We start from the raw sequence: 25004 nt of genomic DNA, 5'->3' as shown, positions 1-25004 counted from the left end.
TCCTCGGCGGCGCGGGCTCGTGTCGAATCCTGTCCGGCGTCGCCGGGTCAGGCGGCGTGGCGCACCGGACGGTCCGGGGCCGGGGCCGGCGGCAGCGGCGACTCGGCCGTCACCAGCGTCAGCTCCTCCGTCCGCTCCGCGACCTCCTCCTCCACCGCGGCCTCCTCGTCGAGCACGAGCTTGCGCTTGTCGACCGGCGCCGGGAGCTCGAAGCACTCGCCGATCGCGCCGCCGAGCTGGGGCGGGAGCACGACGCCGAGGCCGAAGCCCTCCACGTGGGCCGTGACCGCGCCGACGAAATCGCCCGCGTCGAGCTTCGCCAGCACGCCCGCGGCGATCGCCATGTACGCGGTCTTCCCAGCGAACTCGCCGCGCTTGCGCTGCGCGCGGGTCTCGCCGACGAACGTCATCGCGAACGCCCGGATCTCGCGCGTCACGAGCTCGCGCAGCTCGCCGAGCGACGGCGCCCGGAGGATGCGGACCTGGCGGCCGGAGCCACGCACCGCCTCGTCGGTGGACGACGCCGGGAGCGTGATGCGCGCGCCGAGGGTCGGGGCGACGTAGGTCGGCAGCGCCGACCGGAGCGTAGTGGTCATGGCGTCAGAGGAGGAGCGAAGCGACGGCGACGGCGGGGCCGGCACGCCGGAAGTGGCGCACGCGGCGGATGGAAGACGTTCGACGCGCGGGACCGTGAAGACCGTGTCACGCACGTACCCCTAAGACGGGCATGCTCCGAGTTCGTAACTACGGCTCCGGCCGCCAGATAACGCATCGACCGGCCCACGAGTCTCACGGCGGATCCCCGGCCTCGGGACGTTCTTCCCCTCGACGGTGCCATACGCGGCAGCGCGCCGGATCCGATCACGCCGGTGGCGATCCAGCGCCGATCCGGCGCCGATCCGGCGCCGATCCGGTCCCGAGTTGACCGGTTCGGAGCGGGATGGAAACGTGGAGCCACCACTCACACGGGAGCGCGCATGAGCCCCGACCCGGCCTCTACCACTGGCGCGGCCGACACCACGTTCACCGCGGTCACCTCCCTCCCCGGCACCGTGGAGGCGGCGCCCGCCGGCGTCCGGGGGTTCGACGTGGACACGCCGCTCACCGCCGCGGCGGCGCAGGCGTTCCGCGACCGCGGCTACCACTTCTGCGTTCGCTACGTCGGGCGCACGGCGATGAACCCGGCGCGCGACCTGTCGCACCGCGAGGCGCGCACGATCCTCGACGCCGGGCTGGCGCTCATGATCGTGCAGCACGTCCTCAACCCGGGCTGGCTCCCGAGCCGCGCCCTCGGCGCCGAGTACGGCGCGAACGCGGCGCGGTTCACATGGCAGATCGGCGTGCCCACGGGGGTCAGCGTGTGGTGCGACCTCGAGGGGGTGAGCGACGACGCGACCGCATTCGACGTCATCCAGTACTGCAACGCATGGCACCACGCGGTGCGCGACGCCGGCTACGCACCGGGCCTGTACGTCGGCGACTCGCCCGGACTCGGCGCCACGCAGCTGTACCGCGACCTCGCGTTCCGCCACTACTGGGGCGCGTACAACGTGAACGCGGACCAGGAGCCGCTCCCGCGCGGCTGGCAGCTGAAGCAGCGCGTCGGCACGTCGGGCACCGTCGCCGGCATCACGACGGAGACGTACGACGACGACGTCACGCGCGTCGACATGCTCGGCGGGCGGCCGTTCTGGCTCACGAGCTCGTTGCTCGGCTGAGCTGACCGCGGATCACGGTGCTCCTGATCTACGGCTCTCCCGGCTACACCGGCCGCCTGATCGTCGACGAGGCGGTCGCGCGCGGGCTGCGGCCCGTGCTCGCCGCGCGGAATGGCGACGCGGTGCGGGCGCAGGCGGAGCCGTTAGGCCTCGCGTGGCGCGCCGCGGCGCTCGACGACGCCGCGGCCCTCGACCGCGCGCTCGACGGAGCGACGGTCGTGCTGCACTGCGCGGGGCCGTTCGCGCAGACATGGAAGGCGATGTCCGACGCGTGCCTCCGCCGCGGCGCGCACTACCTCGACATCACCGGCGAGATCCTCGTCTTCGAGCGGCTCGCCGCGCGCGACGCGGAGGCGCGCGCCGCGGGCGTGATGCTGCTCCCCGGCGTCGGGTTCGACGTGGTGCCGTCGGACTGCCTCGCCGCGCACCTCGCGCGCAGGCTCCCCGACGCGACGCGCCTCGCGCTCGCCTTCCGCGCGCTCGGCGGCATGTCGCGTGGCACGCTGCTGACCACCGTCGCGAACCTCGGCACGCCGGGCGCGGTGCGGCGCGGCGGACGCATCGTGCCGGTGCCGCCCGCGTGGCGCACGCGGCGCATCGACTTCGGCGACGGCCGCGTCCGGGACGCGACGACGATCCCGTGGGGCGACGTGTCGACCGCGTGGCACAGCACCGGGATGCCCGACGTCGAGGTCTACATGACGATGGCGCCCGCGGTCCGCCGCGCGATGCGGTGGGGACGATGGATGGCGCCACTGCTCAGGAGCGGCGTCGTGCGCGGGGCGCTCGCGCGGCGCGTGCGCCGGGGCGCGCCGGGCCCCGACGCGGCCGCCCGCGCGCGCGGCACGAGCCTGCTGTGGGGCGAGGCCGTCGCCACCGACGGACGGCGCGTCGAGGCGCGGCTGCGCGGGCCCGAGGCGTACACGCTCACCGCGCGCACCGCGGTGCACCTCGCGGCGAAGGCGTTAGGCGGCGACGCGCCGCCGGGGTTCCACACGCCGTCGCGCGCCTACGGGGCGGACGTGATCCTCGAGATCCCCGGCGTGGAGCGGACCGACGTCGTCTGACCCCGTCTGAACCCGGGGCACCCGTCTCGCGTAGGGAGAAGGGCCGGCGCGCCGCCGGCGACGCCGGTACCGTCCGAGACCACCATGGGCCTCCTGCTCCTCGCGCTCGTCCTGCTCGTCTCCATCGTGATGATCCCCCTCGGCCTCCCCGGGCTGTGGGTGATGATCGCCGCCGCGGTCGGCTACAACGCGCTCACCGTCGGGGCGATCGCCGGGCCGATCGGCTGGCCGACGCTCGTCGGCACCGTGGCGCTCGGGATCGTCTCCGAGATCCTCGACTTCACGCTCGCGGCGCGGTTCGCGCGCAAGTACGGCGGGTCGCGGCGCGCCGGCTGGGGCGCGATCGTCGGCGGCTTCCTCGGCGCGTTCGCCGGCATCCCGATCCCGATCGTCGGCTCGGTGATCGGCGCGTTCCTCGGCGCGTTCGCCGGCGCGTTCATCGCGGAGATGTCGAACCGCGGCAGCGGCGCGGGCACGGCGACGCGCGTCGCGTGGGGCGCGCTGCTCGGCCGCGCCGCCGGGGCCGCGCTCAAGGTCGGCTTCGGGCTCGCGATCGCGGCGTGGCTGCTGCTCGCGGCGTGGGTGTGAGTAGTGGCTGCGTGGCTGCGTGGCTGCGTGGCTTCGTCGCTGCGTTAGGCGCCACGCAGCCACTGCTCACATCGATCGCTCGAGCGCCGCGAGCCGTCCCTCGAGCGCGCGGCGCAGGTAGCAGTGCATGCCCAACCCGACGAGCCCCGCGCGCTTCAGCAGCGTACGATAGTGCGCCGCCGACTCGAGCTGCCCGAAGCGCGTGTCGCCGGTGATGTCGTCGGTGTCGGTGAAGATCTCGAGGTACAGCATGCCGTCGGCGCGGCGAACGATCTGCGGGAGTCCATCGCGCAGCGCATCGGGCGACAGGTAGTTCAGCACACCGTTCGCGACCACGAGGTCGTAGCCGTCGCGCAGCGGCAGCTGGTCGAGCGAGCCCACGCCGCCGAGCAGGATGTTGCGCCGCGCGCCGAAGCGGCGCACCGCGTACGCGCTCGGGTCCACGCCCTGGTAGTGGATGCGCGGCCGCAGCTTTCGCAGCACCGGCAGCCAGTTCCCCTCGCCCGCGCCGACGTCGAGCACCGAGCGCACGGGGCGGCCGAGCACGTAGTCCGCGGTGAACAGCACGAACCGGATCATGCGCTCCACTTCCGCGGCCGAGCGCACGCGGGTGTCGGAGGCGCGGTAGAACTTGTCGAAGTAGCTCTTGTCGTAGGCGCGGGGCATGTCTCGGGCGCTGAGTCGACGGCACAGGTGGTCCGCAGATTACGCAGATTCCGCAGCGCTGGTGAAGAGCGGTCTGCGAAATCTGCGCAATCTGCGGACGACCGGCCGTTAGTCAGCCCCGTTCACTCCGCCCGCATCGCGATCGTCGGGTCGACGCGCGTGGCGCGCCGCGCCGGGACGAGCGTGGCCAGCGCACCGGCGGCGATCATGAGGAGCGCGGCGCCGGACCACGCGACGACGTCGAGCGGGCTCACGCCGTAGAGCATGAACTCCATGAGCCGCGTCACGCCCGCGCCGCCCGCGAGGCCGAGCACGACTCCGGCGACGACGAGCGCGAGCCCGTCGCGCGTGACGAGCGCCACGAGCCCCACCGACGAGCTGCCGAGCGCCGTGCGGATCCCGAGCTCCCGGGTGCGCTGCGCGACGACGTAGCTCAGCACCCCGTACAGCCCGGCGAGCGCGAGCAGCAGCGCGACGCCGGCGAACGTGCCGAGGAGGCTGAAGTAGAAGCGCGGGCGGCCTAACGCCTTCGCCATCACGTCCGGCATCGCGCGCTCCTGCGACACCGCGGCCTGCGAGTCGATCCGCCGCAGCGCCGCGCGCACCTCGCCGGTGACCGCCGTCGGGTCCTCGCCGCGCACGCGGATCACGAGCGGGAACGACGAGCTGCCGAGCCCCGATTGGCGGTACGTCCAGTACATCTCCGGCTGCGGATCCGTGGCAGGACCCATGTTGCGGATGTCGCTCACCACGCCGACGATCGTCGCGAACGACGTGTCGCTCGTGTAGAAGCGGCGGCCCACCGGGTTCTCGCCGTGGAAGTCGCGCTTCACGAGCGCCTGGTTCACGACGACGACGGCCGGCGCCTCGGGGCGCTCGTCGTCCGACGCGTTCAGCAGCCGGCCGGCGATGAGCCGCTGCTTCGTGACGTCGAAGAAGCCGGGCGTGATCGTGCGCTGCTCGACGATCGGCTGCCGCGTCGGGTCGTCCTTCGGCTGTCCCTCGTAGCGGATGTTGGAGTTGTTCCCCCAGTTCACGTACGGCGGCGCCGAGATCGCCGCGACGCTCTCCACGCGCGGGATCGCCCGCATGGCGTCGAGCGCCGGCTCGAGGAAGCGCGGCACGGCGCGCTGGTTCGTGTACGCGGCCGCGGGCACGGCGACGCGCATCGTCATCACGTGCGCCGTCTCGAAGCCGGGATCGTTGCGCAGCAGCTGCGCGAAGCCCTTCAGCACGAGCCCCGCGCCGATGAGCAGCACGAGCGACAGCGCGATCTCGAACACGACGAGCGTGCGCAGCATGCGGTGCTGCGACCGGCCGATGCCGCCGCCGCGTCCACCGCGCAGCGCGTCCTGCGGATCCACCGAGGCGCCGCGCCACGCCGGCACCGCGCCGCACACCACCGCGACGACCGCCGACACGGCAACCGCGAACAGCAGCACGCGCGGGTCGAGTCCGAGCCCCTCGAGCTGCGGCATGCGTGCCGCCGCGAGCTTGCCGATCGTGCGCACGCCGGCGGCGGCGAGGCCGAGGCCTAACGTCGCGCCGACGACGGTGACGACCGCCGACTCGGCCAGCGCGGGGCGCATCGCGTCCCACCGGCTCGCGCCGAGCGCGGAGCGCACCGCCTGCTCGCGCCGCCGCTGGACGCCGCGCGCGAGCAGCAGCCCCGCCACGTTCGTCGCCGCGATGAGCAGCACCATGCACACGGCGCCGAACAGCAGCAGCAGCGGCGTGCGGATCGACTGCACGCTCTCCGGCTGCATCCCGGCGAGGCGCACGTTCTCGCCGCGCAGCTCCGGGTTCGCGGCGACGATCCCCTGGAACAGCGTGCGCAGCTCGGTCTCCGCGGCCTCCGGCGTGGCGCCCGGGGCGAGCCGTCCGACGAGCTGCAGGAAGTTGTTGCGCCGCGTGCCGGGCTGCGGCGCCGTGAAGCGCGTCGCCATCCACACGTCGGCCTTCAGCATCTGCGGCCCCACCGGGAGCCGGAGATCGCGCGGCGCGATGCCGACGATGGTCGTCGGGTCGCCGTCGATGATGACGGTGCGTCCGACGATCGTCGGGTCGGCGCCGAGCGTGGCGCGCCAGAACTCGTCGCTCAGCACCGCGGTGAGCGGCGCGTCGGTGCGGTCGTCCTCGGGCCCGATGAGCCGTCCGCGCTCGGCCGCGATGCCAAGCAGCGGGAACAGGTTGCCGGTCACGTAGAGCTGGCTCGCCTGCACGGCGCCGCCCTTCAGCGTGACGAGCGCGGTCCCCTGCGAGATGGCGGCGAGGGCGCTCAGCCGGCGCGTGCCCGCGGCGAGATCGAGGTAGTTCGCGACGGACTGCGGCCACGTGCCCTGCGGCCCGGACTGCGGCGTCGTGCGGAACACGGCGACGAGCCGGTCGGGCGCGCGGAATGGGAGCGCCTGCACGAGCGCGCGGTCGATCGCGCTCGAGATCGCGGTGGTGGCGCCGATGCCGAGGGCGAGGCAGAGGATCGCCGACACCGCGACGGTGGGGGCGCGCATCAGGCCGCGCGCGGCCGAGCGGAGCTCCATCATGCTGAACGACACGGAATCCCTCGGGATGAAGGTCGGCCGTGAGACAGCGGTCGGTGGGAAAGCGTTTCTCCGGCTCTTCGTGTCTCACGCGGAGGCGCGGAGCACGCGGAGAACTTCCTCTTCGAATCGAACCGCAGAGGACGCAGAGGGCCGCAGAGGACTGCCCTCCTTGTATTGAACCACAGAGGACACGGAGGGCACAGAGGAGAACGCTTCTGAAGAGAGTTGGTTTTCCTCCGTGTCCTCCGTGTCCTCTGTGGTTCAGGTGAAAGGCTCTGCGGCCCTCTGCGCCCTCTGCGGTTCACATGCACGGCCGGTTCACCGCTCCGCGTTCTCCGCGGCTCCGCGTGAGATTAACATTGGCCCATGACCGCCGCTCCCACGCTCGTCACTCTCCGCGACGAGATCCGCGCCGCCGCCGAGCGGCTCGCGCCGTACGCGCTCCGCACGCCGGTGGTCCCCGCGCGCGCGCTCGATCCGAACGACCGCGCGTGGTACAAGTGCGAGAACCTGCAGCGCACCGGGTCGTTCAAGATCCGCGGGGCGCTGAACAAGATCCTGTCGCTGCCCGCGGAGGCTCGCGCGCGCGGCGTCGTCACCTCCTCGACCGGGAACCATGGCCTCGCCGTCGCCGAGGCACTGCGGCTCGTCGGTGGGCGCGGGACGATCGTCGTGTCGGCGGGGGCGTCGGCGTACAAGGTCGGGAAGCTCGCCGCGGCGGGGCTCGAGGTCGTGACGCACGACGGCGACCCGATGGCGGCCGAGCTGGCGGCGCGCGCGCGTTAGGCGAGCGCGAGAACCGCGTCTACGTGTCCCCGTACAACGATCCCGACGTCGTCGCCGGCCAGGGGACGTTAGGCATCGAGCTGCTCGAGCAGCTGCCCGAGCTGGACTCGATCTACGTCGCGGTCGGCGGCGGTGGGCTCGCGGCCGGCGTGGCGGCGGCGGTGAAGGCGGCGCGCCCCGACGTGCGCGTGGTCGGCTGCTGGCCCGAGCACGCGACCGCGATGCTCGCGTCGATCCGCGCCGGCCACGTCGTGGAGGTCGAGGAGGAGCCGACGCTCTCCGACGGCACGGCCGGGAACCTCGAGCCGGGCGCGATCACCGTCCCGCTCTGCGCGGCGCTCATCGACGACCACGTGACGGTGAGCGAAGCGGAGATCGCCGACGCGATGCGCGAGGTCGCGCTCGGCGATCACATGGTCGTCGAGGGCGCGGCCGGCGTCGCGGTCGCCGCGTGGCGCAAGACACCGGCGCGCGGCCCGAGCATCATCATCCTCTGCGGCGGCAACCTCGGTGCCGAGCTCCTCGCGCGCACGCTCGTCGCGTGAGCGAGCGACAGGATGGACGGGAGCCGTGGCTCTTCGTTTTGACAGGATGAACAGGACGGTCAGGATAAAGACCAACAACAAAGGCACTACACGTGTTGTTGGTTCTCATCCTGTCCGTCCTGTTCATCCTGTCGAGAACACACAGCAACAGGTCCTGTGCACGTGAATGGTTTCCCCGAGGTGCGCATCCTGTCCGCCGAGGAGTCCGAGCGCGCCGTCGACGCGTCCGCGCTGCTCGACGAGATCGCGCGCGGCTTCGTCGACTACTCCGCCGGCCGTGTCGCGGTGCCGCCCGTCGGCCACCTCGGGTTCGACGATCCGCCGGGGGATCTGCACGTGAAGTACGGGCACGTGCGCGGCGACGACGTGTTCGTGATCAAGGTCGCGACGGGGTTTCCGGGCAACGTCGCGCGCGGCCTGCCGACCGGCGACGGCGCGATGCTGGTGCTCGACGCGCGCACGGGACTGCTGCGCGCGATCCTGCTCGACCACGCGCGGCTCACGGACCTGCGCACCGCCGCGGCGGGCGCGGTGGCGGCGCGGGCGCTCGCGCGGCGCGACGCGTCGGTGATCGGCCTGTTGGGCGCCGGCGTGCAGGCGCTGCTCCAGCTTCGGCTGCTCGCGCACGTCACACCGGCCCGCGCGGTGCTCGTGTGGAACCGCACGCGCGAGCGCGCCGAGTCGCTCGTCGCCGAGGCGGCGCTGCTCGGCTTCAACGCGAGCGTGGCGCCGGACGCCGCGACCGTCGCGGCGACCGCGGACCTGCTCGTGACGACGACCGCCGCCCGCGCGCCGCTGTTCCCGGCCGACGCCGTGCGCCCGGGGACGCACGTCACCGCGGTCGGCGCCGACGCGCCGGGGAAGCAGGAGCTCGATCCCGCGCTGTTCGGCCGCGCGGATCTCGTCGTGGTGGACAGCCGCGCCCAGTGCGCCGACCACGGCGAGCTGTCGCACGCGCTCGCGGCGGGCGTCGTGCGCGCGGACACCGTGCGCGAGCTCGGGGAGGTGCTCGCGGACCGCGTGCAGCGCGCGGAGGAATCGATCACGGTGTGCGACCTCACCGGCGTCGCGGTGCAGGACATCGTGATCGCGCGGCACGTGCTGGCCCGCGCCTAACGGCGTCGGGCCCGCCACTCCTCGCGCGTCTGCCCCCAGATCTCGACCGGCACGTGCTCGTACGGCGCCGGCAGCCGCCCCGCGGCGCGGTACGCGGACCCGAGGCGCTCGGCGACGCGCTTCGACGCGGCGTTCTCGGCGTCGATCGAGTGGATGACGTCGGGCCAGCCGAGCACGTCGAACGCGTAGTCCATCGTCGCGGCGGCGGCTTCGACGGCGTAGCCGTTCCCCCACGCATCGGGATGCAGCGCCCACCCCACCTCCGGCCCCGGCCAGCCTAACGGCTCCCACGGCCCCACGCGCCCGATCCACCGGCCGCTCGATCTCTCGATCACCGAGAACATCGCGACGCCCGTGAGCGTCCACGCACCGGCCATCGTCATCACCTGGCGCCACACCACGGGCTTCGCCTGCACCCCACCGATGAACCGCGCCGCCGCCTCGTCGGCGAGCATCTCGGCCCATCGATCCAGATCCTCGAGCGCGGTCGGGCGCAGGATCAGGCGTGCGGTCTCCAGTCGCGGAGTGGCGATCATGATGGCACGTGCCGTGTGTGTCTCACGCGGAGGCGCGGTGACGGCGCAGAGCTTCCTTCGCTGTGATGATCGAACCGCAGAGGACGCAGAGGGCCGCAGAGAACATCAAGTGCGGTCCTCTGCGGCCCTCTGCGTCCTCTGCGGTTTCGATGGACTTTCTCCGCGTTCTCCGCGCCTCCGCGCGAGACGAAGTCGTCACGCTCACGGTATCCGCCGCAGCAGCGCATCGAACACGCTGCGCGCGAGCTGCGGCGAGAGATCGTCGACGAGATCCTTCACGAGGTCGCGGTCGACGCGGTCGGCGGCGCCGCGGTCGAACAGGTCGCGGTCCTGGCGGCGCAGGTCGAGCGTGCGCGGGTCGCCCGCGTAGCGCCCGCGCTTGAAGTCCTTCGACGCGCTCGCGGTCACCGTCTCGCTGCTCAGCACCGCGCGCGTCGTCGGCTCGACGACGTCGTACGCGATGCGGACCCACAGGCGACGCTTCCCCTCCTCCAGCGTGTACGCGGTGTCGGCGCCGCCGCTCGTCTTCGCCACGCGGCGCGTCGCCTTCAGGTTCGTCTCCTCGCGGCGCGCCGAGTCGACCTGCGCGATCACGACGAGGTCGGCGCCGAGCGCGCGGCCCAGTCGCGCGGCGTCGCTCGAGGAGAGCGCGCGGCGGCTCAGGTCCAGGCGGCGCAGCTCGCGCTGCACGAGCGGCAGCGGCGCGAGATCCACGAACCGCGGCGGCTCGGTCCACGGTTCGTCGACGAGCGATTCGGCGAGCGCGGGGAGCGCGTCGTCGGGAAGCGCGCGGCGCGCCGACTCGCGCGCCCACGGCGGCACCACGGCCACGCGTCGCGTGCCGCGCGCGAGCGCCGCCGCCTGCACCGCCTGCGCGCGCTGCGAGTCGGGCGCGGCGAGCCCCGCGAAGTCGAGCGCACGGGCGGCGCGGTCGTACGCCGATCGGAAGCGGCCGCGCACGGTGTCCGCGTGCGCCCACGCGAGCAGCGCGTCGGTGCGGCCGGCGGACAGCCGCGCGAGCTGGCTGCCGTTAGGCGCGAGGCGCGCGGCGCGCTCCACGCGGCGTGCCGCGTCGTCGTACTTCTCGCTCTGCGCGAGCGTGCGCGCGTCGTCGAGCGCGGCGGCGATCGCGCGGTCGAACGTGAAGCGGCGGCGCGCGGCGTAGTCGGGCGGCAGCGCGAGGTCGACACCGAGCGCGGTCGCGTCGCCGCGCAGATCGTCGGCCGCGAGGAACGCGTCGGCGGCGCTATCGGAGCGTCCGGCGGAGTCGTCGGCCGCGGCCTGTCGCACCCACTCGTCGATCGCGCGCGCGCCGGCGTCGCGCAGCCCCGCGCGTGCGCTCTCGAGCGTGCGGTCCTTCTTCAGGGCCTGCACGTAGCGCGCGGCCGCGTCGGCCGCGCGTCCCTCGCGCTCCAGCTTCTGTCCCTGCTCGACGCGCTTCGACGCGCTCGCGCACGCCGACAGCAGCGCGGGCACGGCGAGAGTGAGGACGACGTGTCTCATGGGATCGACTCGTGGGAGACGGGGCGACGGTACATTACACCCCGATGCCAGCCACCGAGATCCTCTGCGTCGGCGAGGTGGTGTGGGACGCGCTTCCCGCGGGGCTGTTCCTCGGCGGCGCCCCGTTCAACGTCGCGTGCCACCTCGCGGCGGCGGGCCTGCCGGTGTCGCTCGTGAGCCGCGTGGGACGCGATCACCTCGGCGACGAGGCGGTGCGCCGCGCCGCGTGGTACGGCGTGCACACCGATCTCGTGCAGCGCGACGACACGCTGCCGACGGGGCTCGTGCGCGTGACCGTGGACGCGGCGGGCGCGCCGTCGTACGAGATCGTCGACCCCGCGGCGTGGGACGCGATCGCGCCGACGCCGGAACTGCTCCGGCGAGCCGCCGACGCGCGCGCGATCGTGTTCGGCTCCCTCGCGCAGCGCCGTGAGACGAGTCGCCGCACGATCGAGCGGCTGGGGTCCGCCGACGCGGTGCGCGTGTTCGACGCGAACCTCCGCCCCCCGCACGACGACGCCGAGGTGGTGCGCGCATCGCTCGCGCGCGCCTCGGTTGCGAAGCTCACCGAGGCGGAGCTGCGCCGCGTGGCGGAGTGGTTCCGTCTGCCCGACGAGTCGGCGGCGCGGACCGCGGCGGCGATCGCGGAGACGTTCGGGTGCCGCGTGGTGTGCGTGACGCGCGGGTCCGAGGGCGCGGGGCTGTGGCACGACGGGCGGTGGACGGAGCATCCGGGCTTCGAGGTGGAGGTGCGCGACACGGTCGGCACCGGCGACGCGTTCCTCGCCGTGCTGCTCGCCGGTCTGCTGCGCGGCGGCGCCGACGACCGCACGCTGCTGCGCCACGCGAACCTCGCCGGCGCGTACGTCGCCACCCAGGCGGGCGCCGTCCCCGCCGACCAGCCGGCCGCCGCCGGCACTGCCGCCGCCGCCGAGCCCCGGCGCCGGCCACCGCGCCCCGCAAGCGCCGCCGTCGCTGAGCCGCGCGCCGCGCGCCGCGCGCCGCGCGCCGCGCGCCGCGATACCCGATGGGTATCGCACCCCACCAAAGATGTCTTGGACCTCGTGTCCCGGGGTGCCTAACTCTCGATGTGGATGCGAGTCACCCCATCGCAGGAGGCACGATGACCCCATCCATCTACCACCCGGTCGGAACCATCCGGCTCGCGACGCCCGCGGAGGACGCGGCGCTGGCGCGGCCGACTGACGATATGGAGGACACGATGGCGAACTTCGGACTGCACACCGAGTATCCGCTCCCCGAGCACGTCGCGGCGGCCCGCCGCGCGGCGGCCGAGCGCGTCGCCCGCCGTGCGGCGGCGCGGCGGCGCGTCATGCTGCGCCGTCTCCGCGGTCTGCTGGCGGCCGTGCGCGAGAGCGCGGCCGAGGGCGTCGCGTGGTACGCGCGACGGCCTTCAATGCCGTGACGAATCGGTCGCGCACCGGCGACCGCTCGCCGCGCTTCCACGCGACGTGGAGCGTGAGCTCCGCGGTGAGCCCGGTGACCGGGCGGTAGGCCACGCCCGGCCGCCGCAGCTCGGCGAGCGACGCGGGCACGAACGCGACGCCGATGCCCGCGGCGACGAGTCCCGCCACCGTGTGCCACCCGGTGGCCTCCTGCACCACCCGCGGCTCGAACCCGGCGCGGCGACAGCGCGTCACGATCTCGTCGTGCAGCGCCGGCGCGGACGGCCGCGGGAACAGCACGAACGGCTCGTCGGCGAGATCGCCTAACGCGACGCGGGCGCGCGGCGCAAGCGCGTGCGCCTCCGGCAGCGCGACGATCATGCGGACGCCGTACACCGCTTCCACGTGCAGCCACCGCGCCGCGTCGGGCGGCGGCGCGTGCAGGATGCCGAGATCGATGCGCCCGTCGCGGAACGCGTCGGCCTGCTGCGCGGGGTCGAGCTCGAACAGCGACAGCCCGATGTTCGGCAGGTGCAGCCGGAAGAAGCCGAGCACGTCGTGCAGCACGCCGCCGTACGTCGCCGCCTCCACGAAGCCGACGCGCAGCCGGCCCGTCTCACCCGCCGCGGCGCGCTGGGCGGTGCGCCGCGCGCGCTCCGCCTGCGCGAGCACGAGCCGCGCCTCCGGAAGGAACGCGCGCCCCGCGGCGGTCAGCGTCACCCCGCGCGCGCCGCGCTCGAGCAGCGGCTCGCCGAGCTCGCGCTCGAGGTCGCGGATCTGCCGGCTCAACGGTGGCTGCGCGATGTGCAGCCGCTCCGCCGCGCGGCCGAAGTGGAGCTCCTCGGCCACGGCGACGAAGTAGCGGAGATGGCGGAGCTCCATGGCAATCGACAGGATCTCGTTGCTGTTCGTTCTTCGACAGGATGAGCAGGACGGACAGGATGTAAACCAACACGAACGGCAACGCGCTCGGTGTTGGTTTACATCCTGTCCGTCCTGTTCATCCTGTCAAAGAACGTATCGGAACACGAGCAGGTCCTGCACGCGGATCCCGTGCTCGAACCGCGGCCGCCGCTCGTACCAGAAGTAGTCCTGTCGCACGTGATGCATGCGGAAGCCGCACTTCTGGTAAACTCGACCGCGAACAGAGGTTCGCGAACGTTGCGAACGCGCCCCAGAGAGCGGCGCTCGCGGGGTCGAACACGGAAGGCCGTACACCGGCCGAATCGTGTTCCCTCCGCCGTAACCAACGCGTAACCAGCGAACACGCGTTCGCGGCGTTCGCCGATCGGGGCGCTGGAGCGTCACGGCGCGAACATAGTCTGTCGCGCGTCCCGACGTCGATGCCGGCCGTGCCGGCGCCGGCGACGCGCTGGGCGCGCGCGCTCGTGGCGCTCCGCCGGTGGTGGGCGGAACACGTGGGGTGGGGGCCGGCGGAGTGCCGCTGCGTCGCGCCGACGCGCGAGTCGTGGGGCTACCGGGACGGCGCGTTCGTCGGTCGCTGTCTCGACTGCGGCGGGTCAATCCCGCGGCAGCCCACCGATCGAGGTGCGGCATGAGCCCCCGGCGTCAGCCGCGCCCGCGGCGCGACGGTGGCTTGCCGCCGCTGACGGCGATCGCGGCGGAGCTCGAGCGCCTGCGGACGGCGCCGAAGACCGGCGACTCGGTCCGGGTAATCCTGCCGAGCGGCCGCATCGTGCGCCGACGCGTCCGCGGCCACGCGCACCTCCAGATGGGTGAGCTCTCCCTGGAGGTGGACGGCCACACGTTCGCGAGCTCGCACGCGACGGTGCGCCTGGCGGTGGACGGCTTCCGCGACCTGCTCACGGCGCGCGAGGACGCGGGGGGCTGGTATGTCGACGCGAGGGCGCTCGATGCCTAACGCGCTCTGCCCGACGTGCCACAAGCGTCCCGATCTGTGCTCGTGCCGCTTCGGGCGCTCCGAGGGCTTCCAGCAGCGCGTCCCCGCTGACCGCGCCGACGCGTCGGCCCCGTCGCGGCCCGCCCGGCCGCTCGGCCACGCGTCGCCGCGCCGACGCGATGAGCCGACCGCGCATCTGACTACGGATCAGAAGGCCGAGGCGCCGGAGTCGCCGACACCATGAGCTGCGCGACGCGACTTGCCTTGCGATGCGGGGTGGGTGTCTCACACGGAGGTCGACCATGAGCCGCCCGATCCCGATTCGCCCCGTGGCGCACGAGGCGCAGAGCATCTCGCTCGAGGACCAGGCGCGCCTCTACGCGCGCATGCTCACCGCGCTCGCGCGGAAGAGCCGCACCGGCGAGCCGACCGAGATCCGCGACGCCCACCTCGACACCGCGGCGCGGCTGCTCGTGCAGCTCGCCGACCGGGCGGAGCTCGCGCCATGAGCCGACCACGCACGCTCCGCGCGGGGCAAGCGTTCGGCACGCTCGCCGCGCTGCTGCGCGACCCGTGGGCCGCTGCGCAGCTCGCGGATGAGGACCTGCTGCGCGTCTTCCCGCGCGGCGCGCCCCAGCATGTGGCGGCGCTGCTCGCCTTCTTCCCCGAGCGCGTGACGCTGCACGGCTGGGAGGGACTGTTCAAGCTGCGGCCGCTCGATTTTCTCGCGCTCGTGGAGTTCGCGCGCCGCCCGCCCGTGCCGGCCGCGATCCGTGAGCCGCTCTCGGAGCGCGTCGCACTGCACGAGGTGCGCGACCTCGTCGAGCAGCTCGCGCGCGTGCCGATCGCCGTCGTGTTCGACGGCCGCCGTACGATCACGGAGCTGCGCGCGCGCGCGAAGCGCCCGCCGCGCCGGCGCCTGCGCATCGTGGACTACGTGCTCGCGCGACCCGCCGAGAGCGAGCCGCGCCCCACGCGGAGCGTCGCATGAACGCCGTAGCTGTCCTCTCGGATGTCGCGACCTTCAACCCGACGGACCTCGGCAACGCCGAGCGGCTCGTCGCGCGGCACGGGGCCGACCTCCACTACGTGCCGGCGTGGAAGCGGTGGCTCGTCTGGGACGGCCGACGGTGGGCCGTCGACGACACGCAGCGCATCCACCAGCTGGCGAAGGAGACCGTGCGCGCGATCCTCGAGGAGGCGCGCGACGCGGCGACCCGCGACGAGGCGGAGCTGCTCGCGAAGCACGCGATCGCGAGCGAATCGAACGGCCGCATCGGCGCGATGATCGAGCGCGCCCAGTGCGAGGAGGGCATCCCCGCACGACCGACCGACTTCGACGCTGACCCGGACCTGCTCACCCTCGCGAACGGCACGCTCGACCTGCGCACCGGACGCCTGCGGCCCCACGCCCGCGAGGACCGGATCACGAAGCTCGTCGACATTCGCCTCGAGGCCGACGCGCGATGCCCCACGTGGCTCGCGTTCCTCGAGCGCATCATGGGCGGCGACCAGGACATGATCGGGTTTCTGCAGCGCGCGATCGGCTACTCGCTCACCGGCCACACGCGCGAGCAGTGCATGTTCCTCATGCACGGCACCGGGTCGAACGGGAAGTCGAAGTTCCTCCAGGTGCTGCGGTGGCTCGTCGGCGACGCCGCGGTGGCGGCCGACTTCGCGACGTTCCTCGACCGCGGCCGCGACTCGGGCCCACGCAACGACGTCGCGCGGCTGCTCGGCGCGCGCGTGGTGACGGCGAGCGAAGCGAACGAGGGGCAGCGTCTCGCCGAGGGGCTGATCAAGAGCGTGACCGGCGACGACGTCGTGAGCGCGCGCTACCTGTACAGCGAGGCGTTCGAGTTCAAGCCGACCTTCAAGCTGTGGCTCGCGGCGAACCACAAGCCGGTGGTGCGCGGGACCGACGACGGCATCTGGCGGCGCGTGCGGCTCGTGCCGTTCGAGGTGACGATCCCGCCCGAGGAGCAGGATCACGAGCTCGATGCGAAGCTGCAGGGCGAACTCCCCGGCATCCTGGGGTGGGCGCTCGACGGGTGCCTGGCCTGGCGGCGCGGGCGGCTGCAGCCGCCGGAGCGCGTGCTGCTCGCGACCGCGAGCTATCGCGCGGAGAGCGACGTGTTAGGCGCGTGGATCGCCGAGTGCTGCGTGCGCGAGGACGGCGCCGCCGACGCGGCGTCGAGTCTCTACGCGTCGTACAAGAAGTGGGCGGAGAACGGCGGCGAGTACGTGATGTCGCAGACCCTGTTCGGCCGCCGCCTCGAGGAGCGCGGCATCACCAAGGAGCTCCGCGGCACCGGCGCCCAGCGCCTTGTGTGGCGTCGTGGCGTACGGTTAGCATCGCAGGATGCGCCGGCCGCGCGGTGGGAGCCGGCGCCGTGAGGTGCTCTGCGCGTGGCGGGACGGTCTGGGGGAGTTGCTACAGTTGGGAGGCTCTCCCGGGCATTTTGTGTCATGCGCGCACGCGCACGCACTTTATCTATTCCACCCTCCCAACCGTCCCTAGTCTCCCAGAAAGAAGAGAGACTATCAGAGAGGGAGGGGACGTGGCGGGAGCGCGCACCTGATGCGCCTCTCCGACCTGCCGGCGCACCTGCGCGATCGCGCGCGTGCCGAGCTCGCGAAACAGGGCCGCGCGCCGCGCCAACGTCCCGCTGCGGCCCGATCGGACCTCAGAAAACCTGAGACGCCGTCTCGTGTTACCGCGTCGTTTGCGGGCCACGCGGCGCGAGAGAACAGCGGCGTAACAGCGCCGCTCGAGCTGGTCGTGCCGGTGCCGCCGATCGTCGCGAACCGTGCGCATGGCAGCTCGCGGCACTGGAGCGCGATCGACCGCGAGCGGCGCACGTACCTCGAGCAGCTCGACACGCTCGCAATGATCGGCCACGCGCCGCCCGCACCGTGGCGCGTGCCCGACCCGCCGGCGACGCCGATGCGGCGGGCGCTTCTCACGTCGGCCATGGTGCTCGGCGGCGCGGGGGACGACGACGGCGCGGTGAGCCGTCACAAGTGGCTAATCGACTGGCTGGTCGCACGCTGCTACCTCGCGAGCGACCGCCGAACCTGCGTGCGGTGGGGGGCGTTCCCGACGCAGCGCGTGACACGGAAAGAACCTGCGTCGATCCGTCTCACCCTTACTCCCATTGGAGAGGCACCATGACCGACAGCCCGGCGACCATCATCAGCGGAACCGACAACAACGCCCAGGCGAACACCTGGGCCGGGAGCAACGTGCAGCAGGGCGACCAGGCGGGCGGCACGCAGGTCGAGCCGATCGTCGGGTTCTTCGTGTACGAGACGCTGCCGCCGCAGCTCCGGGCGGTGGGCCGCGTCTACTTCGAGAACGCCCAGTTGATCGTGAACACGCTGCCGCGCACCGCGGAGCGCACGGTGGCGCTGCGGAAGCTGCTGGAGTCGCGAGACAGCGCGTTCCGCGCGCTGCAGCAGCGGTGACGGGGTAGTAGCCCAGGTCGTCTGTTGAGATGGGCCCGCGCGCTCGGTGGTCGAACGAGACCGCCAGCGCGCGGCGCCACACCCCGATCCGTAGCCGACGCCGATGCGCAACGTGTACGACACGATGAGCGAGTCCCGAGGAGCGCAGGGCTGAGATGCCGATGCGCGCCGTCGTGGAGCTCCGGCGGCCGCTGACGCCCGCCCAGGCCCGTGTCCTCGCCCTCCTCGCCGAGGCGCCGGGCTACAAGCAGATCGCGCACGCGCTGGGGGTGTCGAAGCGCACGGTGCGCCAGCACGTCGAGGACATCGCGGCGCAGCTGCCCGACGACTGGGCCCCGAACGCGGGGACGAAGGACCGTGTCGTCCTGTACGCGATGCGGCGGCTGGCGGAGTCGGTGGCGCCGCGCGACCGGGAGCTCCCCGTCTCACAGGACCACGCGGCCTAACGCTGCCCTCTGCGGACTGGCGGGTTCTCGGCACATGTGTCTAGACACATGTGGCTAGCCGCATGTGCCAATGGTCGGGCCGGCTACAATCGGGTTTCGTGGCAAGGTGCCCGAGAACCGCGTCACGTTCCGTCGCTGCACTCCCCGGCCGCTGGCCGCGCGCCCTGCCGCTCGCCGGCCCTCGCGTTCCCTGACGCCCCGGGAGCGCGCGGTCGCCGAGCTCCTGGTCGCCGGCTACTCGAAGCGTGAGGCCGCGGCGCTGCTCGGCATCTGCCGCGCGCGCGTCGAGCAGCTCGCCCAGGCGGTCGCGAGCCGCTGCGCATGGGAAGGGCCCCGGCTCGGCCGCCTCGCCCGGATGCTCGAGGCGGACCGCGCGGCCGACCGCGCGCTGCACGGCTCCGCGGCTCCGCTGCAGCTGGCGTCGTGACGTCCGATGCGCCCGCGCTGACGCCCAAGCAGCAGCGCTTCGTCGAGGAGTTCATCGTCGACCTGAACGCGACGCAGGCGGCGATTCGGGCCGGCTACTCGGCGCGCGTGGCGGCCAACATCGGCTACGAGAACCTCCAGAAACCGCAGATCGCCGCGGCGATCCGGGAAGCGAAGGCGGCCCGCTCGCTCCGCACGCAGATCGAGGCGGACGACGTCCTCCAGCGCTGGTGGGACCTCGCGAATGCGAACCCGAACGAGCTGGTGGAGGTGCAGCGCCGCTCGTGCCGCTACTGCCACGGCCGCGGCGGGATGTACCAGCGCACCGCCGTGGAGCTGCAGCGCGATCGCGCGAAGTATGACCTCGAGCGCGCCGCCTGGGAGCGGAAGAAGAAGCGCGCGGCCGACGCGTTCCCGGCCTTCGACGAGCAGGGTGGCATCGGGTACGACCCGCGGCGCGACCCGAATCCGAAGTGCCAGCGCTGCTGGGGCGACGGCGTCGCGCGCGTGCTCGTGAAGGACACGCGGCGGCTGTCGCCGGCGGCGCTCCGCCTGTACGCCGGCGTGAAGGAGACGCAGCACGGCGTCGACGTGCGGATGCGCGACCAGGACGGCGCGCTGCTCAACGTCGCGAAGCACCTCGGCATGCTCGTCGAGCGCGTGGAGACGCGCGACAAGACGATCGAGGACCTGCTCGACGAGGCGGAGCGCGAGAGTGCGGGCGATGCTGGCGACGGCGAGTAAGTCAGCCCCGCCGGCGCGGCGCGCGCGCGCGCGATCGCGTTCGTCGACCGGCTCCGCGTCGACTACGCGGAGTGGGCGCGGCGCTGCTACCGCATCCGCGACAAGCACGGACGGATCCTGCCGTTCGTGCTGAACGACGTGCAGCGCGCGATCGGCGACGTCGAGCGCGAGGAGCTCACCACAAAGGGCCAGGCCCGCATCATGGTCCTGAAGGCCCGGCAGGGTGGCGTGTCGACGGACCAGCAGGGGCGCGCGCTGCACCAGATCTGGAGCGAGCGCGGGTTCGACGCGCTCACGCTCGCGCACACGAAGGAAGACACCGAGAAGCTCTTCGGCATCACGACGCGCGCGATCGAGCACTTCCCGCCGGCGCTCCTGCCGCGCCTCGGCGAGAAGGGTACGACCGAGGTGAGCTTCCCCGGGCGCGACGCGCGGCTCTACACCGGCACCGCCGGATCGAAGCGCACGGGCCGCGGGCTCACGATCAAGCGCTTCCACGGCTCCGAGTTCGCCTTCTGGGGCGACCCGGTCGCGTTGTTAGGCAGCGTCACGCCGGCACTCGTGCCGCAGGGCTCGATCGTCGTCCTCGAGACGACCGCCTCGGGCTTCGACAGCCCCGCGCACAACTTCTGGCGCGAGGCGGCCGCGCGCGGCTACCGCGCCGTGTTCTACCCGTGGTGGCTCTGCGACCGCGCGAACTACCGCCTACCGCTGTTCGCCTACGACGAGCTCGGGGCGCTCACCGACGAGGAGCAGCTGCTCCTCACGGCCCACGGCTTGGACCTTGAGCAGCTCAAGTGGCGCCGCGCGAAGATCGCGGAGCTCACGCGCACGCTGTTCCTCCAGGAGTACGCCGAGGATCCCGAGAGCTGCTGGGCCGCCGTCGGCGGGATGTTCTTCGACGCGCAGCAGATCAAAGCGCTCATGCTCGCCGCGCCGGAGCCACGTTCGGTCGAGCTGAATGGCGCGCTGCAGCTCTACGACGCGCCGACGAACGAGCGCGTGATCATCGGCGCCGACACGGCGGAGGGCACCGGCGGCGACCGCAGCACGTTCACGGCGCGCACGCGCACGACGTGGAAGCTGCGCGCGACCTTCGAGGATCCGAACATCACGCCCCGCGAGTTCGCGGCGCTGCTCAACACGTGGGGCCGTCGGCTCGCCGTCGGCGGCACGCCGGCCTTCCTCGTCGTCGAGAAGAACGCGCACGGCATCACGGTGCTGCGCCACCTGGTGGACGACCACCAGTACCCGCTCGCCGCGATCTACCATCGCGTCGCGCACGACCAGTCGCAGCGCGAGCAGTCCGGCCGCATCGGCTGGGCGACGACGGCCGAGTCGAAGCCGCTCATGCTCGACGCCGGCCGCGAGCTCGTGACCGCCGCAGTCGAGCGTGTCGCGGGCAACCCGTCGAAGGCCGCGCTGCGCGACGCGTTCGCGGTGCGCCGCGGCGCGGACGGGCGCTACGACCTGAACGGCCGCGACATGCTCGTCTCCGAGATGCTCGCGTGGCTCGGCCGCTCCGCGCCCGTGGGCGTCTGGGGCACGGGCACCTACCGCTGATCACCACCAACGAAACCATGGCCACCACGCACAACGAGGCCGTCGCCGAGACGAACGCCGCGCTCGCCCGCTGGGTCAACGCGAACGTCCCCGACGCGACGCAGGCCCGCGAGCTCTCCGGCCTCGTCGCGCAGTTCGTCGCCGCCGTCGTGCGCCGCGAGCGCGCCGTCGCCGACGCCGCGCACCGGGCCGCCGACATGGAGGAGATCGCGCAGCGCGCTGCCGGCAACCCGTTCGCTTTCATGGACAGCGTGTTCGGCCAGGCTGCGCGCCGCGCGAATGTCGCGCACGGCGCCCGCACCGACCAGACCGCCCTCTGACCATGCGCCTCCTCGCACACCGCCACGACGGGTGGACCGGCTGGATTCTCGTCGCCCGCTCGCACTGCCTCTCGCTCACCCGCGCGCGCTTCACGTCGCCACGCTGGGGCATCACGTGCCCACGCGGCGACGAGATCGCCGGCCTCGCCCTCTACATCGGCCGGCGTTCGATGCTGCTCGCGTTCGGCCGCCTCTGATCCCCTCCGTCGTTCACCATGGCTACCACGACCGCCGCGCCTAACGGCGCCCTCCCCGCCGACATCCTGGGCAGTGCGCCGCCCGAGCAGCGCCCCGACTACGCGCGGCAGGAGCTCGAGAACGCGCGCGAGCAGCTCGGTCGCGTCCGCGACTTCGTCGCCGGCACCGACGCGGTGCGCCGCGCAGGTCCGACCCACCTCCCGAAGTGGGAGGGCGAGAGTTCGGACACCTACAAGGCCCGCACGAAGTACAGCTCCGTGTACGCGGCCACCGGGCGCGCGCTCATCGCCTCGCTCGGCATGGTGTTCTCCACGCCGCCGGCGCTCGTCCCGCCGCAGCGTCCGAAGCGGGATGACCCTGAGGGCAGCACCGAACCCGCGCCGCTGCCGGACGCGCTCGAGGCGCTCGCGAAGGATGCCGACGGCATGGGCCACGACCTCGCGACGGTCGCGCGCGGCGTGTTCCGCGACATGCTCACCGACGGACTGGCCGGGCTGCTCGTCGACGTGCCGCCGCGGCTCGACGGCACGGTGCCCGACGCGAGCACGCGCGTCGTCGCGCGGCTCCTGCCCTACCGCCGCGACCAGATCCTGAACTGGCGCATCGGCCTCGCCGTGGATCCCGTGCAGGGCGGGACGCGGCTCGCGCTCACGCGGCTCGTGCTCGAGGAGCGTGTCGAGACGAACGCCGGCGCGTACGGCGTCACGGCCACGCGGCGCTTCCGCGAGCTCCTGCTCGTGCGGACGGACGATCCCGCCGCGGGCACCGACGCCGAGCGACCGCTCGGCGTGCGCTACGTCCTCTGGGACCGCGTCGAGCGGCCCGGCGAGGCGGAGCCGGTACGCTTCGTCGCACGCGAGGCGGGCTGGGTGCTCGACGGCACCGGCCGCTCGTTCGGCGTCATCCCGTTCGCCGTCGGCTACGGCAGCCCGCATACGGCGCCCTTCGTCGCCGACTCGCCGCTGCTCGCGCTCGCGGACACGAACGCGGACTACTACCGCACGGCGAGCGACCGCCGTTGGTCGATGGCGCTCTCCCTCGCGCCGATCCTCGTGCTTGTCGGCCGCGAGCCGGGCGACGATGGTCGGTTCCCCCAGGTCGCCGTGGGCCCGGGTACCTCGATCGACGTGCCGCGAAATGGGGACGTGAAGTACGTCGCGGCGCCGGCGGACGCGATGGCCGCCAGCCAGGTCGAGCTCGAGCGGCTGCGCGTGGAGATGGCCACGCTGTCGCTCGACTTCCTGCTGCGCCGCGACACGGCGCCCGAGACGGCGACCGGCCGCGCGTACGACGCGCAGGCGGGGCACGCCTCGCTCGCGCTGGCGGCGCTCGGGCTGCAGGACATGCTTGATCAGGGCGTCGGGTTCTCGGCGCGCTTCGCGTCCTCGGCGGCGGCGCCGGTCGAGGCGTTGCCCGTGCGCGTGCAGACGACGTACGACGTGCGGCAGCTCGATGCGCCGACGCTCACCGCGCTCAACACGATCCGGAAGGATGGTGGGCTCACGCGCGGCACGTTCCTGAAGCTGCTTGCGAGCGGCGGAGTGCTGCCGGAGTCGATCGACCTCGAGGAGGAGGAGCTGACGCTCGCCGCGCAGGACCAGGCCGTGCGCGACGCGGCCGCGGTGAACGGCAACGGCGACCCGAACGCTGGGAGTGAGGCGTGATCGCGTTGAACGCCGATGCGCCGGCCGCGATCGCGTGCGCCGACTGCGCCGATCAGAAGGCACGCCTCATCCTCCATCGCGGCACGGGAGAGCGCCACCGGATGCCCTGCGCGTGCACGGCGACGGACCTACCGGTGAAGTTCGTGTATCAGCCGGAGAACTCCGGCTGCGTCGTCGCCGCCGTCGCGATGATCATTGGCAAGACGTACTTCGAGACCAAGCAGTACTTCGTCGCGCACAACGACTTCACCGTCGAGGGCGCGCACCGCTACCAGTGGCAGGAGGTGCTCGACGCCCACGGCTTCGCGTGGCGCCTCCGCTTCGACTACCTGAGCCGCCTGAACGGAGCGCGGCGCGAGTCGTGGCCGTGTGCGCCGTGGGCGGACCTTCATCTCGTCGAGGTGATCAACACGCGCGGCAGCGGGCAGCACGCTGTTGTGCTGCTGCGCGACGGGCGCGTGCTGGACCCGTGGTGGGGCGTGCTCCAGGGGCTGCACCGCTACCCGCGCGTCGTGAGCATGACCGCGGTCTATCGGGTCGACCCCCCGGGGGGTGCAGGTGCCTAACGTCCACACCTATCCGCTCGACGACGTGCGGCCGCACGACACCGAGGGGCTCACCTGCTGGTGCGGACCGGCGGTCTCGCAGGCCTGTTCCGCGTGCGAGGGCGAAGCCGGCGCCGACTGCTACCGCTGTGAGGGTAAGGGCTGGGAGCCCTGTGCGATCCCGGAGCTCTACGACGGCATAGTCGGGCTGCACATCGTGCATCGGCGGGTCGCCGACGATCCGTGACGGCGCCGACCGCAGACCAACGCGCACTCGCGCGCCTCGAAGCGCTCGCCGATCGGCTCACGCCCGACGTCGCGCGCGCCTGGCTGCGCGCGGTGCGCCAGATCCGCGACGCCGCCACGCTCTCGGCGATCGAGCGCGCGATCACCACCGGCGACGTGGAGGCGGCGCTCGAGGCGGTGTTCGGCGGGCCGCACGCGGTGGCGGCGCTCAACGGCGTCGGCGACGCGCTGCGCGCCGTGCTCTCGACCGGCGGTGCTGCCTGGGCACGCGACCTCCCACCCGTGCCGTCGCCGCGCCCGGGCGGTGCGGCGATCCGCTTCACGTTCGACGTGCTGCACCCCGCAGTGTCGGCGACGCTCGCCTCGTACCGCGCCGAGGTGCTGCGCACGATGACCGAGAGTCTGCGCGAGGGGTTCCGCGCGGCGATCGCGGCCGGCATCGAGGCGGGCGTGAACCCGCGCGAGACCGCTCGCCAGGTGCGCAGTCTCATCGGCCTCGGCGAGCATGACGTGCAGCTCGTCGCGAGCTTCCGCCGCCAGCTGGAGACCGCCGACCGCACGGCGCTCACGCGCACGCTGCGCGATCGGCGCTACGACGGTCCGCTGCGGCGTGCGGCGGAGGGCGGCAAGGCGCTCACGCGCGAGCAGATCGAGACGAGCGTCGCCGCATACCAGCGGCGCCTCCTCGCGTGGCGCGCGGAGACCGCGACTCGCACCGCGACGCTCGATGCGCTGCGTCTCGCGCAGGACAGCGTGTGGGACCAGGCGATCGCGGACGGGCGCGTGACCGCCGATCGAATCACCACGACGTGGGTGACCCGGCTCGACGGCCGCGAGCGCCCGCAGCACCACCGCATGCACCGGCGCACCGTGCGGAAGGGCGAGCCGTTCCGCGACCCCGCCACGGGCCGCGTGTGGCGTCGTGTTGGCGAAGGCGACTACAACTGCCGCTGCGCTGCCGTGACGCGCATCTGGCCGAGCGGGGAGCTCGCGGCGCGCGCCATCGAGGACCGCAACGCCAGACCTAGCCCGTTGGGCTAGTGCCGCAC

29 protein-coding genes and 1 pseudogene are annotated in these 25004 nt (G+C 73.2%); 24 read left to right on the top strand and 6 right to left on the bottom strand.

The features are described 5' to 3' along the window. Positions 1-47: 47 nt before the first annotated feature. Complete coding sequence (locus J421_RS23620; protein WP_025413586.1) at positions 48-596, bottom strand: hypothetical protein; 549 nt, start codon at positions 594-596, stop codon at positions 48-50. Between the two features lie 381 nt (positions 597-977). Between J421_RS23620 and J421_RS23615 the strand changes: the two genes are divergently transcribed. The 3 genes from J421_RS23615 to J421_RS23605 all read left to right on the top strand — a co-directional run bounded on the left by J421_RS23615 (position 978) and on the right by J421_RS23605 (position 3373). Beyond that, on the top strand, positions 978-1718 hold the full coding sequence (locus J421_RS23615) for a DUF1906 domain-containing protein (RefSeq protein WP_104023218.1): 741 nt from the start codon (positions 978-980) through the stop codon (positions 1716-1718). A 17-nt stretch (positions 1719-1735) separates the two neighbouring features. Beyond that, a complete protein-coding gene (locus tag J421_RS23610) occupies positions 1736-2785 on the top strand; it encodes a saccharopine dehydrogenase family protein (RefSeq protein WP_312845250.1) in 1050 nt (349 codons plus the stop codon). A gap of 84 nt (positions 2786-2869) precedes the next feature. Continuing rightward, a complete protein-coding gene (locus tag J421_RS23605; RefSeq protein ID WP_025413583.1) occupies positions 2870-3373 on the top strand; it encodes a DUF456 domain-containing protein in 504 nt (167 codons plus the stop codon). Positions 3374-3439: 66 nt separating this feature from the next. On the opposite strand, the gene J421_RS23600 is transcribed toward J421_RS23605, so the two are convergent. Both J421_RS23600 and J421_RS23595 read right to left on the bottom strand, forming a co-directional pair. Further along, positions 3440-4039 (bottom strand): class I SAM-dependent DNA methyltransferase, encoded by a 600-nt coding sequence (locus J421_RS23600; RefSeq protein ID WP_025413582.1) that lies wholly within the window; start codon positions 4037-4039, stop codon positions 3440-3442. Positions 4040-4161: 122 nt separating this feature from the next. Next, on the bottom strand, positions 4162-6594 hold the full coding sequence (locus J421_RS23595) for an ABC transporter permease (RefSeq protein ID WP_025413581.1): 2433 nt from the start codon (positions 6592-6594) through the stop codon (positions 4162-4164). Positions 6595-6948: 354 nt separating this feature from the next. Between J421_RS23595 and J421_RS34815 the strand changes: the two are divergent. Beyond that, positions 6949-7913, top strand: a pseudogene (locus J421_RS34815) (pyridoxal-phosphate dependent enzyme). A 162-nt stretch (positions 7914-8075) separates the two neighbouring features. Further along, on the top strand, positions 8076-9029 hold the full coding sequence (locus tag J421_RS23585) for a Rossmann-fold NAD(P)-binding domain-containing protein (RefSeq protein ID WP_158508883.1): 954 nt from the start codon (positions 8076-8078) through the stop codon (positions 9027-9029). Here J421_RS23585 and J421_RS23580 read toward each other — a convergent pair. Together J421_RS23580 and J421_RS23575 are read right to left on the bottom strand one after the other, a co-directional pair. After that, entirely contained in the window at positions 9026-9565 is a 540-nt protein-coding gene (locus J421_RS23580) for a GNAT family N-acetyltransferase (RefSeq protein WP_162178531.1), read from the bottom strand. The genes J421_RS23585 and J421_RS23580 overlap by 4 nt on opposite strands. Positions 9566-9766: 201 nt before the next feature. Beyond that, positions 9767-11068 carry a hypothetical protein gene (locus tag J421_RS23575; protein WP_025413578.1) on the bottom strand — a complete coding sequence of 434 codons (1302 nt, stop codon included), beginning with the start codon at positions 11066-11068 and terminating at the stop codon, positions 9767-9769. 44 nt (positions 11069-11112) lie between these two features. On the opposite strand from J421_RS23575, the gene J421_RS23570 reads away from it, so the two are divergent. Continuing rightward, on the top strand, positions 11113-12150 hold the full coding sequence (locus J421_RS23570; protein ID WP_025413577.1) for a carbohydrate kinase family protein: 1038 nt from the start codon (positions 11113-11115) through the stop codon (positions 12148-12150). Between the two features lie 249 nt (positions 12151-12399). Here J421_RS23570 and J421_RS23565 read toward each other — a convergent pair whose 3' ends face one another. Continuing rightward, positions 12400-13356: a LysR family transcriptional regulator gene (locus J421_RS23565; RefSeq protein WP_025413576.1), complete on the bottom strand. Its 957-nt coding sequence runs from the start codon at positions 13354-13356 to the stop codon at positions 12400-12402. Between the two features lie 461 nt (positions 13357-13817). Here J421_RS23565 and J421_RS23560 point away from each other — a divergent pair, with 461 nt between their 5' ends. The 18 genes from J421_RS23560 to J421_RS23480 all read left to right on the top strand — a co-directional run bounded on the left by J421_RS23560 (position 13818) and on the right by J421_RS23480 (position 24996). Then, a complete protein-coding gene (locus J421_RS23560; RefSeq protein ID WP_025413571.1) occupies positions 13818-14033 on the top strand; it encodes a hypothetical protein in 216 nt (71 codons plus the stop codon). Continuing rightward, a complete protein-coding gene (locus J421_RS23555) occupies positions 14030-14356 on the top strand; it encodes a hypothetical protein (RefSeq protein ID WP_148306507.1) in 327 nt (108 codons plus the stop codon). The genes J421_RS23560 and J421_RS23555 overlap by 4 nt, the downstream gene beginning before the upstream one ends. After that, positions 14349-14579 carry a hypothetical protein gene (locus tag J421_RS32280; protein ID WP_148306506.1) on the top strand — a complete coding sequence of 77 codons (231 nt, stop codon included), beginning with the start codon at positions 14349-14351 and terminating at the stop codon, positions 14577-14579. Before J421_RS23555 ends, J421_RS32280 begins: the two co-directional genes overlap by 8 nt. A gap of 58 nt (positions 14580-14637) precedes the next feature. Beyond that, on the top strand, positions 14638-14844 hold the full coding sequence (locus tag J421_RS23550; RefSeq protein WP_025413569.1) for a hypothetical protein: 207 nt from the start codon (positions 14638-14640) through the stop codon (positions 14842-14844). Next, positions 14841-15326 (top strand): hypothetical protein, encoded by a 486-nt coding sequence (locus tag J421_RS23545; protein WP_025413568.1) that lies wholly within the window; start codon positions 14841-14843, stop codon positions 15324-15326. Before J421_RS23550 ends, J421_RS23545 begins: the two co-directional genes overlap by 4 nt. Then, the gene (locus J421_RS23540) at positions 15323-16732 is read left to right on the top strand and encodes a DNA primase family protein (protein ID WP_025413567.1); all 1410 of its coding nucleotides are present in this window, start codon (positions 15323-15325) and stop codon (positions 16730-16732) included. Before J421_RS23545 ends, J421_RS23540 begins: the two co-directional genes overlap by 4 nt. A gap of 184 nt (positions 16733-16916) precedes the next feature. Next, positions 16917-17510 carry a hypothetical protein gene (locus J421_RS23535; RefSeq protein ID WP_148306505.1) on the top strand — a complete coding sequence of 198 codons (594 nt, stop codon included), beginning with the start codon at positions 16917-16919 and terminating at the stop codon, positions 17508-17510. After that, positions 17507-17803 carry a hypothetical protein gene (locus J421_RS34075; protein WP_025413565.1) on the top strand — a complete coding sequence of 99 codons (297 nt, stop codon included), beginning with the start codon at positions 17507-17509 and terminating at the stop codon, positions 17801-17803. The genes J421_RS23535 and J421_RS34075 overlap by 4 nt, the downstream gene beginning before the upstream one ends. Positions 17804-17958: 155 nt before the next feature. Continuing rightward, on the top strand, positions 17959-18249 hold the full coding sequence (locus J421_RS23525; RefSeq protein WP_025413564.1) for a LuxR C-terminal-related transcriptional regulator: 291 nt from the start codon (positions 17959-17961) through the stop codon (positions 18247-18249). Between the two features lie 106 nt (positions 18250-18355). Beyond that, entirely contained in the window at positions 18356-18676 is a 321-nt protein-coding gene (locus J421_RS33040) for a helix-turn-helix domain-containing protein (RefSeq protein ID WP_025413563.1), read from the top strand. Then, a complete protein-coding gene (locus tag J421_RS23515) occupies positions 18673-19419 on the top strand; it encodes a terminase small subunit (protein WP_025413575.1) in 747 nt (248 codons plus the stop codon). Before J421_RS33040 ends, J421_RS23515 begins: the two co-directional genes overlap by 4 nt. A gap of 126 nt (positions 19420-19545) precedes the next feature. Next, positions 19546-20982: a terminase large subunit gene (locus J421_RS23510; protein WP_025413574.1), complete on the top strand. Its 1437-nt coding sequence runs from the start codon at positions 19546-19548 to the stop codon at positions 20980-20982. A 17-nt stretch (positions 20983-20999) separates the two neighbouring features. Then, positions 21000-21302 carry a hypothetical protein gene (locus tag J421_RS23505; RefSeq protein ID WP_025413561.1) on the top strand — a complete coding sequence of 101 codons (303 nt, stop codon included), beginning with the start codon at positions 21000-21002 and terminating at the stop codon, positions 21300-21302. A 2-nt stretch (positions 21303-21304) separates the two neighbouring features. Then, complete coding sequence (locus J421_RS23500) at positions 21305-21499, top strand: hypothetical protein (RefSeq protein WP_025413560.1); 195 nt, start codon at positions 21305-21307, stop codon at positions 21497-21499. Between the two features lie 18 nt (positions 21500-21517). Further along, on the top strand, positions 21518-23164 hold the full coding sequence (locus tag J421_RS23495; RefSeq protein ID WP_025413559.1) for a DUF4055 domain-containing protein: 1647 nt from the start codon (positions 21518-21520) through the stop codon (positions 23162-23164). Then, positions 23161-23730 (top strand): hypothetical protein, encoded by a 570-nt coding sequence (locus tag J421_RS23490; protein ID WP_025413558.1) that lies wholly within the window; start codon positions 23161-23163, stop codon positions 23728-23730. Before J421_RS23495 ends, J421_RS23490 begins: the two co-directional genes overlap by 4 nt. Continuing rightward, on the top strand, positions 23723-23956 hold the full coding sequence (locus tag J421_RS23485; RefSeq protein ID WP_148306502.1) for a hypothetical protein: 234 nt from the start codon (positions 23723-23725) through the stop codon (positions 23954-23956). Before J421_RS23490 ends, J421_RS23485 begins: the two co-directional genes overlap by 8 nt. Beyond that, positions 23953-24996: a structural protein gene (locus J421_RS23480; protein WP_025413556.1), complete on the top strand. Its 1044-nt coding sequence runs from the start codon at positions 23953-23955 to the stop codon at positions 24994-24996. Before J421_RS23485 ends, J421_RS23480 begins: the two co-directional genes overlap by 4 nt. Positions 24997-25004: the final 8 nt, after the last annotated feature.

This window comes from Gemmatirosa kalamazoonensis, assembly GCF_000522985.1.
In the GTDB taxonomy this organism is placed as follows: Bacteria; Gemmatimonadota; Gemmatimonadetes; order Gemmatimonadales; family Gemmatimonadaceae; genus Gemmatirosa; species Gemmatirosa kalamazoonensis.
Note: the sequence above shows the minus strand (reverse complement) of the source record. Positions and strands in the feature narration are given on the sequence as shown.

Bases quoted from the DNA above. Each gene is read 5' to 3' on its own strand.
- J421_RS23620 (WP_025413586.1), bottom strand. From the start codon at position 596: ATGACCACTACGCTCCGGTCGGCGCTGCCGACCTACGTCGCCCCGACC.
- J421_RS23615 (WP_104023218.1), top strand. From the start codon at position 978: ATGAGCCCCGACCCGGCCTCTACCACTGGCGCGGCCGACACCACGTTC.
- J421_RS23605 (WP_025413583.1), top strand. From the start codon at position 2,870: ATGGGCCTCCTGCTCCTCGCGCTCGTCCTGCTCGTCTCCATCGTGATG.
- J421_RS23600 (WP_025413582.1), bottom strand. From the start codon at position 4,039: ATGCCCCGCGCCTACGACAAGAGCTACTTCGACAAGTTCTACCGCGCC.
- J421_RS23580 (WP_162178531.1), bottom strand. From the start codon at position 9,565: ATGATCGCCACTCCGCGACTGGAGACCGCACGCCTGATCCTGCGCCCG.
- J421_RS23575 (WP_025413578.1), bottom strand. From the start codon at position 11,068: ATGAGACACGTCGTCCTCACTCTCGCCGTGCCCGCGCTGCTGTCGGCG.
- J421_RS23570 (WP_025413577.1), top strand. From the start codon at position 11,113: ATGCCAGCCACCGAGATCCTCTGCGTCGGCGAGGTGGTGTGGGACGCG.
- J421_RS23565 (WP_025413576.1), bottom strand. From the start codon at position 13,356: ATGGAGCTCCGCCATCTCCGCTACTTCGTCGCCGTGGCCGAGGAGCTC.
- J421_RS23560 (WP_025413571.1), top strand. From the start codon at position 13,818: ATGCCGGCCGTGCCGGCGCCGGCGACGCGCTGGGCGCGCGCGCTCGTG.
- J421_RS23555 (WP_148306507.1), top strand. From the start codon at position 14,030: ATGAGCCCCCGGCGTCAGCCGCGCCCGCGGCGCGACGGTGGCTTGCCG.
- J421_RS32280 (WP_148306506.1), top strand. From the start codon at position 14,349: ATGCCTAACGCGCTCTGCCCGACGTGCCACAAGCGTCCCGATCTGTGC.
- J421_RS23550 (WP_025413569.1), top strand. From the start codon at position 14,638: ATGAGCCGCCCGATCCCGATTCGCCCCGTGGCGCACGAGGCGCAGAGC.
- J421_RS23545 (WP_025413568.1), top strand. From the start codon at position 14,841: ATGAGCCGACCACGCACGCTCCGCGCGGGGCAAGCGTTCGGCACGCTC.
- J421_RS23540 (WP_025413567.1), top strand. From the start codon at position 15,323: ATGAACGCCGTAGCTGTCCTCTCGGATGTCGCGACCTTCAACCCGACG.
- J421_RS23535 (WP_148306505.1), top strand. From the start codon at position 16,917: ATGCGCCTCTCCGACCTGCCGGCGCACCTGCGCGATCGCGCGCGTGCC.
- J421_RS34075 (WP_025413565.1), top strand. From the start codon at position 17,507: ATGACCGACAGCCCGGCGACCATCATCAGCGGAACCGACAACAACGCC.
- J421_RS23525 (WP_025413564.1), top strand. From the start codon at position 17,959: ATGCCGATGCGCGCCGTCGTGGAGCTCCGGCGGCCGCTGACGCCCGCC.
- J421_RS23505 (WP_025413561.1), top strand. From the start codon at position 21,000: ATGGCCACCACGCACAACGAGGCCGTCGCCGAGACGAACGCCGCGCTC.
- J421_RS23500 (WP_025413560.1), top strand. From the start codon at position 21,305: ATGCGCCTCCTCGCACACCGCCACGACGGGTGGACCGGCTGGATTCTC.
- J421_RS23495 (WP_025413559.1), top strand. From the start codon at position 21,518: ATGGCTACCACGACCGCCGCGCCTAACGGCGCCCTCCCCGCCGACATC.